Genomic DNA, 17266 nt, shown 5'->3' with positions numbered 1-17266 from the left:
CAAGCCGCATCCCGGAACATCGTGATTTTCACAAATCATTTTAGGAATCAGTCGGTCAATCCGCAAGTTTCGAATCTTGGGCTGCCACCGGATACCTCTCTCGAAATACCTAAAACAAATTTCTTTACACCATGTCCCTGCGCGCTATCATCGCCGAACCAGACAGGGTCACCCCGGCCCAGCCGCTATCCCCTTGCCGCCATGCGCGGCGGCAAGGGGAGGGGGTGGGCGGGAGCAAAGGCCAGCGAGGGGGATGAATGGACAAGGGCATGCCATCGGGTGCCTCGCCGCTGCTTGAGGCAGGCGATGCGGCTTCGGCGAACACGCAGTTCGCTTTTGCTTCGGTCACCACATTGTTTTTCGCCTGGGGGTTTATCACCTCGCTGATCGATCCGCTGGTGGCGGCAGTGAAGGGGATTTTCAGTCTCTCCGACTTCGAGGCGCAGCTTAGCGCCTCGGCCTTTTTTATTGCCTATGGCGTGATGAGCCTGCCCGCAGCCGCTTTGCTGGCGCGGCGCAAATCCGTGGCCACCGTGCTGATCGCGCTGGTGATGATGATCGCCGGCTGCATGCTGATGCTGCTGGCGGCCAATGTCGCGATCTATGCGCTGGTGCTGCTCGGCCTGTTCATTCTGGCGAGCGGGATCACCATCCTGCAGGTTGCCGCCAATCCGCTGGCCGCGGTGCTGGGGCGCCCCGACCGGAGCCATTTCCGCCTCACGCTCAGCCAGGCCTTCAACAGCCTTGGCACCTTCATCGGCCCCTACATCGGTGCGCTGCTGTTTTTGAAGGGGGTCGAGATCGAGGAGGGCGAGGCGCTTGATCCGGCGGTGCGCGCTGCGGCGCTTATCGGGATCGACGCTGCATTTCTGTGGATCGCGGTGCTGATCGGCCTGCTGGCGCTGTTCATCTGGTTCGCCCGCGGCTTGATCGGCAAGGCGGCGCAGCAGGGTGTGCAGGACGCACGGCCCGCCTCGATCGTCGCGATGCTCGGCGAAGCGGCGTCCTCGCGCTGGGCGATGCTCGGCGGGGCGGCGATCTTTCTCTATGTCGGGGCCGAGGTTGCCATCGGCACACAGATGGCGCTGTTCCTCAATGATGACGGCGTGCTGGGCATTTCGCTTGAGCAGGCGGGCAAGATGGTGAGCCTTTACTGGGGCGGGGCGATGATCGGGCGGCTGGTCGGGTCGGCGCTGCTGACCCGCATTCCGGCAACGGTTCTGTTGGCGGTTTTTGCAGGGGCGGCAGCGGCGATCTGCCTGTTCATCGCAGCCGTCGGCGGATCGGCGGCGGGCTATGCGGCGCTGGGCATCGGGCTGTTCAATTCGATCATGTTCCCGGTGATCTTCACCCTGACGCTGGAACGGTCGAGCGCGAGCCGCGAGGCAACGTCGGGCTTCCTGTGCTTTTCCATCGTCGGCGGCGCATTTGTGCCCTTGCTGGTCGGGCTGGTATCGGGCGCGACGAGCTATGCGGTGGCCTTCGTTGTTCCGGCGGCGTGTTATGTCATGCTGCTGGGCTTCGGACTGGCGGCGCGGCGTGCTGCGGTGATCCGCAGCGACGCGGCTGCCCCTGCCGGTGGTCACTGAGAGGGGGCAGCAATGGCAATCCGGCAACTTGAAGGCCACGCGGTCGAAAAGGTCTGGGGGCGGCGCGATGTGCCCGCGATGTTCGGCGATGCGGGCGAGCGCGCCGGGCCGGTGGGCGAAATCTGGTTCGCCGATGATGCCGCACCCGATCTGCTGGTGAAGTATCTGTTCACGTCGGAAAAGCTCTCGATCCAGGTCCATCCCGATGACACGCTGGCCCGCGCCGGTGGCCATCGCTGCGGCAAGGAAGAGGCGTGGTATGTGCTTTCGGCTGAACCGGGTGCGGTGATCGGTGCAGGCTTTGCCGCGCCGCTCGGCCCCGATGACCTGCGCACCGCCGCGCTTGATGGCAGTATCGAGGCGCTGATGACCTGGCATCCGGTCAAGGCGGGGGATTTCTTCCATGTCCCGGCAGGCACGGTCCACGCGATCGGTGCAGGGCTGTCGCTGGTCGAAATCCAGCAGAATGTCGATCTGACCTACCGGCTGTATGATTACGGCCGCCCGCGCCCCTTGCAGCTCGACGAGAGCATCGCGGCCGCGCGGGCCGGGCCGTTTGTGCCTGCCGCGATCCGCGCGGCTGGCCCTGCGCGTGATGTGCTGGCGGCCAGCGACACGTTCACGATCGAGCGGCTGACGCACGGGGCACAGCATGATGTGGCCGCCAGCGCGCAAACCCCTGCCTGGCTGATGCCGGTTGCGGGTGGCTGCATGGCGGGCGATCAGGTGCTCCCGCCCGGCACGGTCTGGCTGGCGGACGATGCCGCCTGTGTCACGCTTGATCCGGATGCAATCATGCTGGTCGCCTGCGGGGCGGCGGCGGACACGAAAAGGTGAGGATGATATGACCAATCTGCGTTTCTGGGCCGGGCCTGCAGCCGCCGCCGCGCTGGTAATGGCAGCGGGCGTCACGATCGGCGCGCCATCGCAGCCCGCCGCCGCACAGGCCGAAGCACCGGCAGCCGTGCGGACAGGTCAGCAGCCCAATATCATCTTCATCCTCAATGACGATCAGCGTTACGATGCGATGGGCTTCCTCGATCCGGCGCTCAACACCCCGAACATGGACCGGATCGCGCGCGAGGGCGTGTATTTCCCCAACGCCTTTGTCACCACCGCCCTGTGCAGCCCCAGCCGCGCCTCGATCCTGACCGGGCAATACATGCACAATCACGGCATCGCCGACAACAACATCAAGTTCCGCCCCGGCACCTTCTTCTTCCCGATGGCGCTGCAAGCGGCGGGATACCGCACCGCCTTCATCGGCAAGTGGCACATGGGTGGCCACAGCGACGATCCGCAGCCCGGCTTCGATCGCTGGATCAGCTTCAAGGGGCAGGGCGAATATCTTCCCGAAGACGGCAAGGGCGTGCGCCACACGCTCAACATCGATGGCCAGCGGGTCGAGCGCAAAGGCTACATCACCGATGAACTCAACGATTTCGCGCTCGACTGGCTGAAGCAGCAAAGCGGCCGGCAGCCGTTCTTCCTCTATCTCAGCCACAAGGCGGTTCACGCCGATTTCATCCCCGCCGAACGGCACAAGGACACCCTCAGCCGCGATGCGATCAAGCTGCCTGCCAGCATGGCCGACACGCCCGAGAATTACGAAGGCAAGCCGCGCTGGACCAAGGACCAGCGCAATTCGTGGCACGGGGTGGAATTCCCCTATCATTCGACGATGGACGTGGTCGATTTCAAGCTGCGCTACAACCAGACGCTGTCTTCGGTGGACGAGGGGATCGGCAAGATCCTCGCCACCTTGCAGAAGAAGGGCCTGCTCAAGAACACCATCGTGGTGATGATGGGCGATAACGGCTTCATGTTCGGCGAACACGGCATGATCGACAAGCGCAGCGCCTACGAGGAATCGATGCGCGTGCCGCTGATCGCCTTCGGCGGCGGGATGCCCGGCGGGCGGGTGGAGGACGAGATCGTCGCCAATATCGACATCGCGCCAACCTTCCTCGCGCTGGCGGGCGCCAAAATCCCCGAGGGCGTGAAAATCGACGGGATGAGCTATGCCGACCTGCTGATGGGCCGCCCGTTCAACGGCCCCTGGCGCACCTCGCTGAGCTATGAATACTATTGGGAATACAACTATCCCCAAACCCCGACGACCTTCGCCTTGCGCGGCGAGCGCTACAAATACATCCAGTATCACGGCGTGTGGGACACCGAGGAGCTGTACGATCTCCAGAACGATCCCAAGGAAATGAAGAACCTGATCGGCGATCCCAAACTGCGCCCCGTGGTGCGCAAGATGCGCGGCGATCTGTTCGCAAGCCTCAGCCCCGAACAGGGCCGGTCGAGCGTGACCTTCACCCAGCGGATGGATGAAGGTTCGGTGTTCCGCAACCGCAAGGGGGCAGGGCCGGGCGATTTCCCCGCGCGCTGGCTGCGCGACGGGACGGAAAGCGACCTCGGCAATGGCCAGAAGGCCGAAGGCGGGGCAGCGCCCTCGCACTGAGGCCGGACCAGCGGGCCTTTCGCGGAAAAATTGCAACCGGCGGCCCGGATGATTAAGCTGCATCCGGCCCCACAACCCTTCCAGGCGGAGACGAATTCCAGATGGCGACAACTGAACGCAAGCCGTCAGCTGTCGGTATCTCCGCCCGCGACCGGGTGAACCTGCTCAGCAACGGGCTGTCGGGCACCAATCTCGAACGCGGCAGCTCGCACAATCTGCGTGTGACCTTGCAGGCGATCCGGCTCAACGCGCCGGTGACCAAGGTCGAACTGGCCGAGATTACCGGGCTGACCCCGCCTTCGATCACCAACATCACCCGCAAGCTGTTTGCCGATGGCCTGATCATCGAAGCCGGGCGCAGGCGCGGCGAGCGCGGGCAGCCGGCGCTGAAGCTGGCGATCAATCCCGATGGCGCATTTTCGATCGGGGTGAATGTCGATCGCGATCACATGACGTTGGTAGCGCTCGATTTCCTCGGCGATCTCAGACTGCGGATTGTCGAGAACATCCAGTTCCCGATGCCCGATCAGGTGAGCGATTTCGTGAGCCGCAATCTCGCGGCGATGCGTGCCTCGGGCGAGATCGACATGGACCGGATCGCCGGGATCGGCCTTGCCATCCCCGATGATTTCGGCGGCGTCGATCTGCCCAACCGCCCGGCAGAGTTCGGCGTCTGGGAAACGATCGACCCGCGCCACCTGCTCGGCAGCCACGGGCTTGATGTCATCATCGAAAACGATGCGACCGCCGCCGCGATCGGCGAATTGCAGTTCGGCCATGGTCGGGTGGCGCAGACGTTCTTCTATCTGCTGGTCAATGCCGGGCTGGGGGGCGGGCTGGTGATCGATGGCCATTCGGTCACCGGCGCATCGGGTCGCAGCGGTGAAATCGGGTTCCTGCCGATTGGCCGGGCGCGGCGCAATCCGGTGGTGTTGCAGGATGTTGCCTCCTTGTCCGGCCTGTACAGCCATCTGGCAGAGGCCGGTTTTCCCGATCCCGGCCCGCTTGACCGGCTGGACGAGGCGGCAGGGCTTGCAGCGGGCGAGTGGGTCGAAAAGGCTGCCGATCTGCTCACCGATCCGCTGATGGTGATCAATGCCGTGATCGATCCCGATGCGATCTTCATCGGCGGGCGTCTGCCGGCGGGGCTGGTCGATCAGCTGTGCGACCGGCTTGCGCTGAACGTGCGCCACCGCGGCGCATCCCTGCCTGCCCGCGCTCCGATCCGCCGCGCCGAACTGGCCGAGGATGCTGCGGCTATCGGCACCGCGATCCTGCCCTTTTCCAACCGCTTCCTGCCCAACCGCACGGCGCTGATGAAGATCGACGCCTAGAGCAGTTTCCGGCCATTCTGACCCGCCCTGACGGAGCCGATTTTGGCTCAGTGCCAGGAGCGACGAGCGAGCCATGCCTAAGCATAGTGAGCGAGGAGAGACGCCGCGCTGGGCCAAAATCGGCCCGCCCCGCAGGGGTCGTGACAGGGCGGGTCAGAATGGCCGGAAACTGCTCTGGCCTCAGGCCGCCGGGGCGACCTGCCTTGCGACCGGCACATCTGCCGTAGCAGCCAGCGCAATCGGCCCCAGTGGCCCGGCCAGCGTGCCGAGCCCGGGCGGCACGACATATTCGTCGATCCGGTCAAGCTCGGGCGAGCTGACATAGCCCGCAAGGCTCGCCTGCAATTCGCGGCGGATGATCGGGAACAGCTGCGGCTGCGCGCTGATCACGCCTCCGCCAAGGAAGATCCGGCGCGGCGTCGCAGTCAGCACGATATTGTGCAGCATCTGCGCGATGGCATGGCCGACAAGCTGCCAGATCGGATCGTCCGCCGCGATCAGGCCGGGGCGCATGCCAGCGCGGGCGATGATCGCCGGCCCTGCGGCAAGGCCCTCCACGCAATCGCCGTGATAGGGGCACGAGCCCGGCCAGATGTCGCCTGCCACCCGCGGAATGCGCATATGGCCAAGTTCGGCATGACCGAAGCCGCAGATCGGCTTGCCCCCGACGATCAACCCCACGCCCACGCCGGTGCCGATGGTGACATAGGCAAAATCGTCGAGACCCGCCGCCGCGCCCCAGCGCAGTTCGGCCATGGCCGCGCCGTTGACATCGGTATCGAGCACCACCGGCACATCGCCCAATCCCTCACGCAGTTCCTGCGCGATGCCGACACCGGTCCAGCCGGGTTTGGGGGTCTGCCCGATATGGCCCCATTGCGGGGAGGCGGTATCGACATCGACCGGTCCGAACGACGCGATCCCCAGCGCGCCGATATCACGGCTGCCGTCGAACCACTGGCGCAGCACCGCCTTGATCTGCGGCAGGCTGATTTCGGGCGCGGCGGTATCGACCCGTTCCTGCGCCAGAATTTCGCCCGTCTGCGAGGCCAGCACGCAGACGCATTTGGTGCCCCCCAGTTCAACGCCCGCCAGCAAGGAATTCCCCATTACCCGTTCTCCACTCGCTTGCCCCTAAGGCGTCACCCGCGACACATCCGGCTTCACATTCCAGCCGCGCACACCGATTTCCGCAGGCGCCGGGGCGGACAGCGGAGAGCGGATCGTGACAACCCGCGTCTCGCCGGGCAGCAGCGATACGTAATTGTCGCTGAAATAGGCCGGCAGAACGCGCGCGCCCGCCGCATCGCGCAGCCCCAGCTTGACCAGCAGGGCAGGCTGGCTGCCGGCATTGGTCAGCGTCGCTTCGATCACGTGCTCGCCGGCGTCGGCGATGCGCCGCGAAGACACGCTGACGGGTGCCTGCTCCATCGCCGTCATGGCGCGATAGTCCGCCGCCTCTTTGGCCAGCCAGTAGAGGTTGTCGCTCAGCACGGCGCCATTGCTGTCGAGCAGTTCCAACTTCGTGATCACCACCGGTGCTGCGGCAAACACGCTGTCGGGCACGGCATCGCCCACTTCGATCACGCCATAGGCGGGGGCATCGACTGCCACCGTCCGGTCATCGAGCAACCTCCCGTCGAGCGCGAAGTTGCGCACCCGCAGCCTGCCGCCCGCAACCGGCGTGCCGAGGCTGTTGACCACGGCGAGCGTGCGGCCGGGCAGATTGATCTGCACGTGCACCGGCTCTGACCCCTTTTTCGTCCCGAAGAAGGCGGCGTGGGTATCGTAATCGTAGCTGTAGATCTGCCAGGTGGTGCTCGGCCATGCCGGATGGGTCATCCACAGCAGGCGGCCCGAATTGCGGGTGAACAGCCCGGCGTTCATCCCTTCGAAGATGGCGCGGTGGGCCTCGTAATTGAGCAGCTGCGCCTTGTTCTCGAAGTCCTCCAGATCGCGCGGTGCGCCAAGCCGGTTCTGCATCGCCCGCATGAAGCTGGCGACATCGCCCGCCTTGCCCTGATGCCAGTCGTGATAGGCCCAGGTATCGCTGACCGGCCACTGGTCTTCGGGCGGCATCATCGCCTTGAAGGTTTCGAGCGTCGGGAAGGAGGGGGTGCCGACCTCGGTCGAAAACCCGCGCCCGATGCGGGTGAAATAGGCCTCGGGCGGCTGATAGTTCCACGGCCCGCTGCCCGCCATGTTCACCTCGCGCGAATTGGGCAGATAGGCGCGGGTGCCGTCGATTTCGCGCACCAGCTTTTCAAGACCGGCGTTCAGCACCGGCGGCGGCACGCCTTCGTTGCGCCCGATCCAGAGGGCAATCGAGGGGTGATGCCGGAACCGGCTGACCGTGTCGGCGGCATTGGCCAGAAACAGCGCGGTGTCGCCGGGCTCGCCATTGTGATCCTGCGTCGAAATCCAGAAATCATTGAGCACCAGCAGCCCGTATTCGTCGGCCAGATCATAGAACACGCTTTCGGTGCTCTGGCCCATCCAGTTGCGGATGGTGTTGACGTTGGCATCGCGGTGCAGGCGGAAGAACGGCTCCATCCGGTTACGCGAGACGCGCTTCATCCAGTCATCCATGCCCCAGTTGCCGCCGCGCACGGCAATCGGCACGCCGTTGACACGGATCAGCAGATGCGGGGCAAGCGCGGCGTCGCTGACGGGGGCGAGGGCGGGCGATCCGGCGACTTCGCGGGCAAGCGAGACCGCCCAGCCGCCGGGCACCTTGCGGATGCCCTTGTGCCGCACATCGAGCAGCTGTTCGCCGTTGCCGCGTGCCGGCGACACCGCGACCCGCTGCAGTTCTTCCGCCGCGTCGACCAGCGAAAGATCATAGCTGACCTCGCGGATGCCGAAGCGGATCGCGCGGGCATCGCTCACCGCGCCATCGATCCGCGCCGTCAGCGCCAGATCGTGCAGCGTGGGCGCGCCATAGCCATTGGGCCACCACAATTCGGGATTGCGGATGCGCAGGGCAGGGAAGCGGTCGGGCGCAAAGCGGATATCGGCTGTCGTGCCGGGTGCGACCGTGGCGCTCTGGCGCAAGGCAACCTCGCCAAAGCGCGCCTCGATCTCGACCATGCGTTCGGCGCTGCTGTCGTTGATGACGGGGACCGTGAAGGTCAGTTCGGCCAGCGAATTGTCAGGGTTGGGCAGGACCGTGCGGACATGGGGGTCACCCAGGCGGACATCGCCGGTGGCTTGCAGCACGACATCCTGCCACACGCCGGTGTTGCGATCGCGCACGGTGGGGATCCAGTCCCAGCCCTCGCTGGCGGCGAAGGTCGGCCCGTCGATGGTCATTTCCCCGCCGTTCAGCCCCGGTCCGGCAGTGAGCGATTCCTCGTGCGCGATGCCGGGATGCGGCGGCGGTGATACGCGCACGGCCAGCGCGATGCGCGCAGCCGAGCGGAACCGTTCTGGCAGCACGAAGCGGCCACGGGCAAACGCGCCCTCGGTGGTGCCGAGCCGCTCGCCATTGACCCAGATTTCGGCAGCATAATTGATGCCGTGGAACACGATCGCCTGCAGCGGGCGCTGGCCGCCATCGGGGCGGGCGAACTCGGTGCGCAGCCAGTAATCCTGACGGCTGAGGCTGTCGGGGATCAGCAGATTGTTGAGGCCATAGGCCGGATCGGGATAGACCCCGTTGGCGACATAGGTCGCAAGGATCGTTCCCGGCACAGTGGCAGGAAGCCAGCTGCCCGCGTCAAAGCCGGGCTGCGCGATTGCGGAAGGTGCCGCGGTCACATCGGGCGCAGCCGCAAGCCGCCAACCGCCGATCACCCAGCGATGGTCGCCGGCGGGCGAAAGCGGCGGTGTGAGGGTGGGGCGCACGGGTTCGGGCGCAGGCGCGGCGGGCGCCCGGCTGACCGGCAGGGTCGCAGGGTCCTGCGGTGCGGTCAGCCCCATGGTCTGCTTGACCTGCAAGGGCCACGGCGGGCTGCCGCTTTCGAACGGGATCAGGCGCGCGTCAGGCTTGGTCCAGACCAGCCGCGCGGCAGCGGCGGAACCGGTCTGCCACATGGCGAGATTGACGACAGCACCGCGAAACGCCTCCTGCCCGTCGCCGCGCGGCGCCATCACCAGCGCGACCGGCGCGGCCGACAGGCCGGTGGTGGCGGTGACGGGCCGCTCGGTCCCGACCTGCAGGGCAAGGCTGGCGCCGTCCGAGACGAGCGTGACCAGCTGCCATTCTCCGGCCTGCCCCTTGACGGTGGAGCTGGCCCGCGTGGTTCCCGCAGCCGCGAACAGCCGCCCGCCCAGCACGCCGATGCGGGCAATGCTGCTGCCACCGGCATCGACCAGAGACACAATCGTGCGGGGCTTGTCGGACGGCGCATCGAGCCGGACCCACCCCTTGATCGTCCAGCCGGAGCCGGGCGCCACCGGTGCGGCCAGTTCCTTGCGGATCGCGTTTCCTGCGGGCGGGAAGACGGCGCTGGCAGGGCCGGCAAGAAATGGGGGCTCGGCAGCCGGCGCAGGAGTCTGGGCCAGCGCGGCACCGGTGGGCAGCGCGAGCGCAAGCATCATCATCAGCGAGGCGAGCACCTTGCGCAGCGAGACCATCGATTTCCTCCCCTCGGCGAGTCGGCTCGCCCTAATTACGAAAACCATTTTATTAATAGGAATTCGCGCAGGTCAAGCGCCAATCGGGGGCGAGGCGCGGCGAGTCCCTCTCAAACGATAGTCTCCATGCCACCTTGCCTGACCGTCCTGCGCGGCGAAGGGTCGGGCGGAGCGCCAAGCCCTCGATCTTAAATGAAACAATTTTCTTTACTAAAGGCGATATCTGCGTGTAGCTTTAGAAACGAGGGGTGATGAGATGGCGGCGTGCTGCGGGCAGGATCGGGCGATCCGGCGCAAACGCAACAGCCGGCCAGTCGGGCAACCTTCGATAAAACAATGATTGTCGATAAGGCCGTAAAGGCCGGGGGAGTGAAAACATGAAGCAGCATCTCGTCGCGTCGGGCTCCAGACTGGCCCTGGCTGTCTGCGTCGCGGGCCTCGCCTGCACCGGCGCAACGGCGCAGGACAGCGCCCCCGCCGATCAGGCCGAATCGGTCGCGCAGGACGACGCCGAAAACGTCATCGTGGTGGCCGGCGTGCGCCAGTCGATCGAGAGCGCGATCGACGACAAGCGCAACGCGACCGAGATCAAGGACGTGATCAACGCCGAAGACATCGGCCAGCTTGCCAATGACAACATCTCCGAAGCGCTCCAGCGGATCACCGGCGTGCAGGTCAACCGCGGCAATGATGGCGAGGGGCGGCAGGTGCAGGTGCGCGGCCTTTCCGAAAACAATGTCACCATCAACGGCGCGATTGCCTCGGGCACGGGCGATGTCGATCTCAGCCAGGGCAATGACCGTAGCGTCAATTTCCAGGACCTGCCGGCAGAACTGTTTGCCGGTGTCGAAATCCTCAAGGCGCTGACCGCCGACCAGATCGAAGGCTCGCTCGGCGGGACGATCAACCTTCAGACCCGCGCCCCGCTCAAGGGCAAGCGCGATCTGATCGTGAACCTGTCCGGCACCGCCAAATATGCCGAGGTCGGCGATCTTGAGCGGCAGGATGGCAACCTGTTCATCCAGAAGAAGTTCCTCGATACGCCGCTGGGCGATTTCGGGCTGATCATGAATGTCGGCTACAAGGAAATCGCCAGCATTGCCTATGTCTATGGCGGCAATGAAGTGATCGATGCACCGGGCATCTGGACCCGCAGGACCGGCGATGTCGATCCGCCCGCCAGCGTCGGCGCGAACCAGACCGCGCTCAACTACAACTTCTTCCAGCTCGCCAATATTCCCAACGCCACCGGCGGCGGCACGCGGCCCAACCCCTATCGCTATGCCTTTGACGATCCCAACGGCGACGGGCTGAGCAATGCGGATGATGTCTATTACATCCCCGGCGCTTTCGGCGTGTCCGAGCGCGTGCGTGACGATACCCGCAAATCGTTCAACGGGACCCTGCAATGGAAGCCTGCGTCCAACCTCGACATCCGGCTCGATGCGGTGCTGACCGATCTTGACGAAACCCTGACCGGGGCGAACATGAACCTTGTCTCGAACGTCCCGCGTTCGGGCTATCTGATCGGCGGCCCCGGCGCGACCTTCGAAGAGCTGGGCCAGACGCCGGAATTCGGCTCGGTCTATGTGCTCACCTCGGGCCGGCTCGCCTCGTTCACCACCCGCGTCGGCGCGGCGCCTTCGATCAACGAGGTTTCGCGCGAATCCCAGCAATTCGCTGCCGAAGCGACCTGGGATGTGGCGCCCAACCTGACCCTTTATGCCAAGGGCACAACGTCGCGCGGGCGCGCCAACACGCTCAATTTCGGGCAGCTTAGCGCCAGCATCGAACAGCAGGGCGGCACGAACCCGCGGTTCAACAACCAGGATTTCTACAACATCGTCGATTTCGACCTTGGCGATAACCGGATCCCCAACGTCACCTTCTACGAAAACCCGTTCCCCTCGGCGTTTTACGGGGTGAACTCGGTGGTGCCGGAAGATCAGCTGGTGGTGCTCAACCCCGGCGATCTCAGCTACAACCGCTACCGTTACCGCCAGTACCAGCGCAACGCTGCCGATACCGAGAACACCGACGATTCGCTGCGTTTCGACGCCACGTGGGAGCCGGGCAACGGCTTCTTCCAGTCGTTCCAGGCGGGCCTGCGCTGGGCCGAGCGCACCTTCGAGCGGGCACGCTATGAAAACCCCAACGAAGGCGGCGGGGTGGCGGCGATTGCCGGGCAGGAAGTGCGCGATCCGGTGCAGTCGATCAATATCTGGGCGGTGCCGCTCAACCCTGCCAACACCACCGATCCGGGCGCAGCGGCAACCGCGACCTTCCTGAGTTCCTGCCTCAACACCGCGGGCAACCCCGATATCCTGCGGCGCTTCGGCGGCAATCTGCCGATGACCTTCGGATCGACTGCAGGCTGCAACATCGCCAGCGTGCAGGAATACTTCAACCTGTTCGACATCCGCGCCATCGATCCGGTTTCGGGATCGGGCTATTACGAGATCGAGGACGAACGCTTCCGCGTCACCGAAGAAACGCTCGCGGGCTATCTGCGGGCCAACTTCAGCACCGATCTTGGCTCGGTGCCGGTGTTCGGCAATGTGGGCCTGCGCTATGTCGAGACCAAGACGACCTCGTCCGGGTATCTGATCAATCCCGGCACGCCGGTCAGCTACAGCATCGTCACCTTCCGCAACACCTATGACGACTGGCTGCCGACCGCGAACCTCAATTTCGGCCTGTCGAAGCAGCTGGTCGCCCGTTTCGCCTATTCGCGCACGCTGGGCCGGCCTGCACTGACGCAGATTTCGCCGGGGCTGGAACTGACCCGTTCGGACGTTGACCCCGATTTTGCGGGCTTCGGTGTGGCGGGCAATCCGTTCCTGAAGCCGGTGCATTCGGACAATTTCGATGCTTCGGTCGAATGGTATTACGACAAGGGCAGCTACCTTTCACTCGCCGCTTTCGCGAAGAACATCGACACCACCATCTTCCGCGATCCCGTGCCGACCGAGCGCGAGATCAACGGCGAGGTGTTCTCTGTCACGACCTTCGGCAATTTCGGCGGCACCAAGCTGAAGGGCATCGAAGCGGGCGCGGCCCATGCCTTCAACTATCTGCCGGGCCTGCTGCGGCATCTGGGGGTGACAGGCAACTTCACCTATATCGACGAGAACAGCCAGCTGCGCGATCAGGAAGGCGATCCGATCGGACGGCGGGGCCTGTCGAAATACACCTGGAACGCCGGGGCCTATTACGACGACAAGAAGTTCAACCTGCGCCTTGCCTATAACTGGCGATCGGCCTTTACCCGGCGCGAGATCGTGCAGCTTGGCTTTGCCCGGCCCGAAGCCCTGCCCGAAATCGAGGCGGCGCGCGGACAGCTGGACCTTGCCGCGCGGTTCAATCTCAACCGCAACATCCGCTTCACCGCCGATGCGACGAACCTCACCAACACCGGCACCTTCCGCTATCTGAAGTACGAACAGCTGGTGAACTACATCTCGCTGGCCGGACGCCGCTTCAACCTCGGCGTTCAGGTGAGCTTCTGATGGCGGGGCAGCGTCAACGCAGGGCTGCGCTGCTGTGGGGAGTGGTGGCAGCCCCGGCGTTGGCGCTGTCCACGCCTGCGGCTGCACAGGCAGAGGCAAGCTGCGCCGCCGATCCCGAAGCGGCGGCGCGCAGTTACAACTATGTTCTCGGCACGCAGGCCATCGGCGGGAAATACCAGCTGACCAAGGGCAACGGGTTGCTGGAACAGGCCGGACAGGTGCGGGGCCTTGGTTCCAACCTGCTCAAGATCTCCTTCGCACAGGGCGCGGCGCCGAACTACGGCACCGAAAAGGCCGCGCGCAGCGCGAAGACGACGCTCGAATACCTGCAAGCCTCGCCCGAATTGCAGCAGGCGCTGGACATGGATTTCACCGTCTATCAGGCGTGGGTGCATTCCTTCACCGATGCCAAATGGCGCGACGGCGTCAGCATGGCCGAGGCGCGGCAATATTATGACGAGATGTATGCCCTGACCGCCTGGCTGCTGGAGCGCTATTCCGGCACCGGCAAGGTGTTCATGCTCGGCAACTGGGAAGGCGACTGGCTGCTGCTGGGCCGCCAGAACCGCGAACTCGATCCGTCGCCCACCGCGGTGGACGGAATGATCGCGTGGATGAAAATCCGTCAGCTGGCGGTCGACAATGCGAAGGCAGCGGTGCCGCACAAGGATGTTGCGGTGTACCACTACATCGAGGTCAACCTCGTCAAGAAGGCGATGCAGGGCCGCGCCAGCATCGCCCACAGCGTGCTGCCGGAAGTCGATGTCGATCTGGTGTCCTATTCGGCTTACGAGGCGATCAAGCAATCGCCGCAGCCCGATCTGCCATCGATCCGCCAGCCGCTGGAACAGACGCTCGCCTATCTCGAAGGGCAGATGCGCCCGAAGGAAGGCCTGCCGTTCAGACGCCGCGTGTTCATCGGCGAATACGGTTACCATGCCGACAAGAACAAGCCGCTGACCGTGAAGCAGCAATACATGAAAAGCCGCTTCGTGATGCAATCGGCGATCGCGCTCGATCTGCCCTTCGCGCTGATCTGGCAGATGTACAACAACGAATACGCCGAAAACGGCACGTCGAAGGAAATGTCGCTGATCGACGAGGCCGGGCGCAAGCGGGCGCTTTACACGCTGCACCAGACCTATCTGGAGCAGATGAAAGGCTTTGTGACGCAATCCTGCCGCGACACCGGCACTCTGCCCCGTCCGGAGGCGTTTCGCGCAAAGGCGCTGGAGGTGCTGAAGGCTTCAGGCTTCGAAAAGATGGATGCGCTTGCCAAAGCCACAGCGGGATAGGCGGGGGCGGCGATGAAATGGCCCGCCTGCCTCGCCGCGCTTGTCGCTGTCTTTGCCGTGAGCGGGTTTGCGCGGGCCGACGAACCTGCCCCGCGCCGCGCCAATATCCTGCTGGTCACGGTCGATGACATGGGCTGGAATTCGGTCGGTGCCTTTGGTGCGCCGGTCCGCGACATCACCCCCCATATCGACGCGCTGGCAAGGGCCGGCCGCCGATACGAGCGCGCCTATGTCGCCGCATCGAATTGCTCGCCCTCGCGGGTGGCGCTCCAGACCGGGCTCTACCCGCAGCAGACCGGGGCGACCGGGTTTTTCTACATCGACGATGCGGCGGTGCCACCGCTCGCCGATGTGCTGCGCCGCAACGGCTATCTCACCGGCGTGGTCAACAAGCCAGCGGACACCGATCCGGCACCGGCGGCGAAGCGTTACTGGGAGATGCAGGCGAATTTCGGTGCGGCGCGCAAATACTCTGCCACCGCGATCGCCGATGCCAGTGCAAGCGTGTTCGCCCGGGCGAAGGCGGAGGCGCGACCATTCTATCTGGTGGTCAACATCGCCGATCCGCACAAGCCGAACTTCAACGATGCCGAGGCGGCCCGGTCTGGCGCGGATGCCTTTGCTCCCAGCCGGATCATTGCCGAAAGCGAGGTTCCTGTTCCCGCCTTTCTGCCCGATATCCCTGCGATCCGCCGCGATGTGCGCAATTACTACAACTCGGTCCGGCGAGCCGATGATACCTTCGGCGCGATCATGGCGCGCCTGCGCGCCAGCGGGCTTGAGGACGATACGCTGGTGATCTTCCTGTCCGATCACGGCATGCCGTTTCCTTTCGCCAAATCATCGGTTTACGACAACAGCCTCAGAACCCCGCTGGTGATGCGGTGGCAGGGGCGGATCGCGCCGGGGACTGTCGAAAGCGGTCTGGTATCAAGCGTCGATCTGCTGCCGACCATCCTCGATGCGGCCGGTGTGCCTGTGCCGGAAGGGCCGGACTATACCGGCCATTCGTTGCTGCAAGGCCGCCCGCCCGAACGGCGATACGCCTTCGGCAGTTTCGACGAGAACGCGCGCGGTTATCCCGTGCCGATGCGCGGCACTGTTTCCCGCGACTGGGCCTATGTCTTCAATGCCTGGTCCGACGGCGAGCATGCGCTGAAGAATGACGACATGAACCATGCCGCCTTCAAGGCGATGGTGCGCGAGGCGCCTGCGAACCCTGCGATCAGAGCGCGGCTCGATTACTATCTCGCCCCGCCGGTGGAGGAATTGTGCCACCTCGCGGTCGATCCCGATTGCCTTGTCAACCGGGCCGCCGATCCGGCCCATGCGGCAGTGCTGGCGGAACTGCGTGCGGCGACGCGGGCGCAGATGGTGCGCACCGGCGATTATCTGCTCGAAGCCTTCGACAATCGCGCAGACAGGGCCGCCTTGCGCGATTTCATGCGCCGTCAGCGCGCCGCCGCGCAGGACCGTGCGGCGCGGCTGCAATGGAAACGGCCCGAAAACATCGCGGGGCCGACACGGGGCAACCGCGAGCTGTTTCGCAAGGCGCGCTAGGCGCTAGGCGCTGGCGCGGGCGGTGGCGGATTTGCGCGGTTCCAGCGGGACGCCGAGATAACCGAGCTGCGCGGCGCGGAACACCGATTGCGCGCGGTTCACCGCCCCCAGCTTCGCACAGGCGCGGGTCACGTGATAGCGCACGCCGGCATGGCTGCACCCGAGGATGATGCTGATCTCGTAATCGGTCTTGCCGTGCGCGACCCAGCTCAGGCACTCGATCTCGCGGGTGGAAAGCAGGCCTTCGGTCGGCAGGTAGCGTTCATCGCGGCTGATGCTGGCGTAGCCGGTGATGAATTGCCAGATGGCCGGTGCCAGCGCTGCGGCGCTGGCGGCAAAGCAGGTGGCAAGATCATCGTCGTTGCCCTCAGCCGCGGTCAGGATCGCCGCGCCCACCTGCCCCAGCGGCATGTGGATCGGAATGACGATGCCCGCCGCAGGCGCGGGGGCGTGATCGAATTCGGCAAGGTCGATCTGCTCCAGCAGCCGGTTGGCAGAGCGGCTGTGGATGCCCGCGCGGTCGATCCACAGCGGCTCGCTCGCGACCCGTGCGGCGCGCAGCAGGGGCGAACGCATGGCGCGGTCGATATCGTGCCACGGGGCCAGTTCGTCCGGAGACCAGCCGAAGGCGGCCAGATTGAGCGGGGTGCCATCAATGCTGACCGGCTCTGCCAGTGTCGCCAGATCGTGCCACACCATGATCCGCAAACCATGGCCCGCAACCTTGCGCGCCAGCCGGTGCGCGGCGGGCAGGACATCGTGCGGGGTGTGGATGATCGCATCGGTGTAGGCCTGCGGGGCAGGACCGGTGCGGTCATACCGGCGAAGTTCCAGCACATTGGTGGCCACTGGCAGTCTCCCTGCAAGAAAGTCCTCTGAGGGGCTGAGACTTGCGCAACTCGGCCCACGCGTCCAATGTTAATTTGCAAAG

Annotated in this window: 10 protein-coding genes; 7 read left to right on the top strand and 3 right to left on the bottom strand. The window is 65.0% G+C overall.

Annotated features, from left to right (window positions below; all coding sequences use genetic code 11):
* Nucleotides 1-257: 257 nt before the first annotated feature.
* The 4 genes from ACU0AG_RS09710 to ACU0AG_RS09695 all read left to right on the top strand — a co-directional run bounded on the left by ACU0AG_RS09710 (nucleotide 258) and on the right by ACU0AG_RS09695 (nucleotide 5393).
* Nucleotides 258-1589, top strand: coding sequence for an MFS transporter (locus ACU0AG_RS09710; RefSeq protein WP_482782079.1), 1332 nt, complete (start codon nucleotides 258-260; stop codon nucleotides 1587-1589).
* A 12-nt stretch (nucleotides 1590-1601) separates the two neighbouring features.
* A complete protein-coding gene (locus ACU0AG_RS09705) occupies nucleotides 1602-2426 on the top strand; it encodes a class I mannose-6-phosphate isomerase (RefSeq protein WP_482782078.1) in 825 nt (274 codons plus the stop codon).
* A 7-nt stretch (nucleotides 2427-2433) separates the two neighbouring features.
* Entirely contained in the window at nucleotides 2434-4059 is a 1626-nt protein-coding gene (locus ACU0AG_RS09700; RefSeq protein WP_482782077.1) for a sulfatase family protein, read from the top strand.
* 101 nt (nucleotides 4060-4160) lie between these two features.
* On the top strand, nucleotides 4161-5393 hold the full coding sequence (locus tag ACU0AG_RS09695; protein ID WP_482782076.1) for an ROK family transcriptional regulator: 1233 nt from the start codon (nucleotides 4161-4163) through the stop codon (nucleotides 5391-5393).
* Nucleotides 5394-5573: 180 nt separating this feature from the next.
* Here ACU0AG_RS09695 and ACU0AG_RS09690 read toward each other — a convergent pair whose 3' ends face one another.
* Nucleotides 5574-6503, bottom strand: a complete 930-nt coding sequence (locus ACU0AG_RS09690; protein ID WP_482782075.1) for an ROK family protein — start codon at nucleotides 6501-6503, stop codon at nucleotides 5574-5576.
* A 24-nt stretch (nucleotides 6504-6527) separates the two neighbouring features.
* Nucleotides 6528-9971 (bottom strand): glycosyl hydrolase 2 galactose-binding domain-containing protein, encoded by a 3444-nt coding sequence (locus ACU0AG_RS09685; protein ID WP_482782074.1) that lies wholly within the window; start codon nucleotides 9969-9971, stop codon nucleotides 6528-6530.
* 377 nt (nucleotides 9972-10348) lie between these two features.
* Here ACU0AG_RS09685 and ACU0AG_RS09680 point away from each other — a divergent pair, with 377 nt between their 5' ends.
* The 3 genes from ACU0AG_RS09680 to ACU0AG_RS09670 are packed head-to-tail and all read left to right on the top strand — an operon-like array spanning nucleotide 10349 to nucleotide 16335.
* Entirely contained in the window at nucleotides 10349-13480 is a 3132-nt protein-coding gene (locus ACU0AG_RS09680) for a TonB-dependent receptor (protein ID WP_482782073.1), read from the top strand.
* Nucleotides 13480-14775, top strand: coding sequence for a hypothetical protein (locus ACU0AG_RS09675; RefSeq protein ID WP_482782072.1), 1296 nt, complete (start codon nucleotides 13480-13482; stop codon nucleotides 14773-14775). Before ACU0AG_RS09680 ends, ACU0AG_RS09675 begins: the two co-directional genes overlap by 1 nt.
* Before the next feature lie 12 nt (nucleotides 14776-14787).
* Nucleotides 14788-16335 carry a sulfatase family protein gene (locus ACU0AG_RS09670; protein WP_482782071.1) on the top strand — a complete coding sequence of 516 codons (1548 nt, stop codon included), beginning with the start codon at nucleotides 14788-14790 and terminating at the stop codon, nucleotides 16333-16335.
* Nucleotides 16336-16338: 3 nt separating this feature from the next.
* Here the strand turns inward: ACU0AG_RS09670 and ACU0AG_RS09665 are convergent, their stop codons facing one another.
* On the bottom strand, nucleotides 16339-17184 hold the full coding sequence (locus ACU0AG_RS09665) for a helix-turn-helix transcriptional regulator (RefSeq protein WP_482782070.1): 846 nt from the start codon (nucleotides 17182-17184) through the stop codon (nucleotides 16339-16341).
* Nucleotides 17185-17266 lie beyond the last annotated feature (82 nt).

This window comes from Erythrobacter sp. RANMB8 (assembly GCF_056848235.1).
The sequence above is the reverse complement of the archived record's forward strand: the minus strand, read 5'-3'. Positions and strand labels throughout refer to the sequence as shown.

Coding starts and splice junctions, on each gene's coding strand:
- ACU0AG_RS09690 (WP_482782075.1), bottom strand. CDS start 6,503: ATGGGGAATTCCTTGCTGGCGGGCGTTGAACTGGGGGGCACCAAATGC.
- ACU0AG_RS09685 (WP_482782074.1), bottom strand. CDS start 9,971: ATGGTCTCGCTGCGCAAGGTGCTCGCCTCGCTGATGATGATGCTTGCG.
- ACU0AG_RS09710 (WP_482782079.1), top strand. CDS start 258: ATGGACAAGGGCATGCCATCGGGTGCCTCGCCGCTGCTTGAGGCAGGC.
- ACU0AG_RS09705 (WP_482782078.1), top strand. CDS start 1,602: ATGGCAATCCGGCAACTTGAAGGCCACGCGGTCGAAAAGGTCTGGGGG.
- ACU0AG_RS09680 (WP_482782073.1), top strand. CDS start 10,349: ATGAAGCAGCATCTCGTCGCGTCGGGCTCCAGACTGGCCCTGGCTGTC.
- ACU0AG_RS09675 (WP_482782072.1), top strand. CDS start 13,480: ATGGCGGGGCAGCGTCAACGCAGGGCTGCGCTGCTGTGGGGAGTGGTG.
- ACU0AG_RS09695 (WP_482782076.1), top strand. CDS start 4,161: ATGGCGACAACTGAACGCAAGCCGTCAGCTGTCGGTATCTCCGCCCGC.
- ACU0AG_RS09670 (WP_482782071.1), top strand. CDS start 14,788: ATGAAATGGCCCGCCTGCCTCGCCGCGCTTGTCGCTGTCTTTGCCGTG.
- ACU0AG_RS09700 (WP_482782077.1), top strand. CDS start 2,434: ATGACCAATCTGCGTTTCTGGGCCGGGCCTGCAGCCGCCGCCGCGCTG.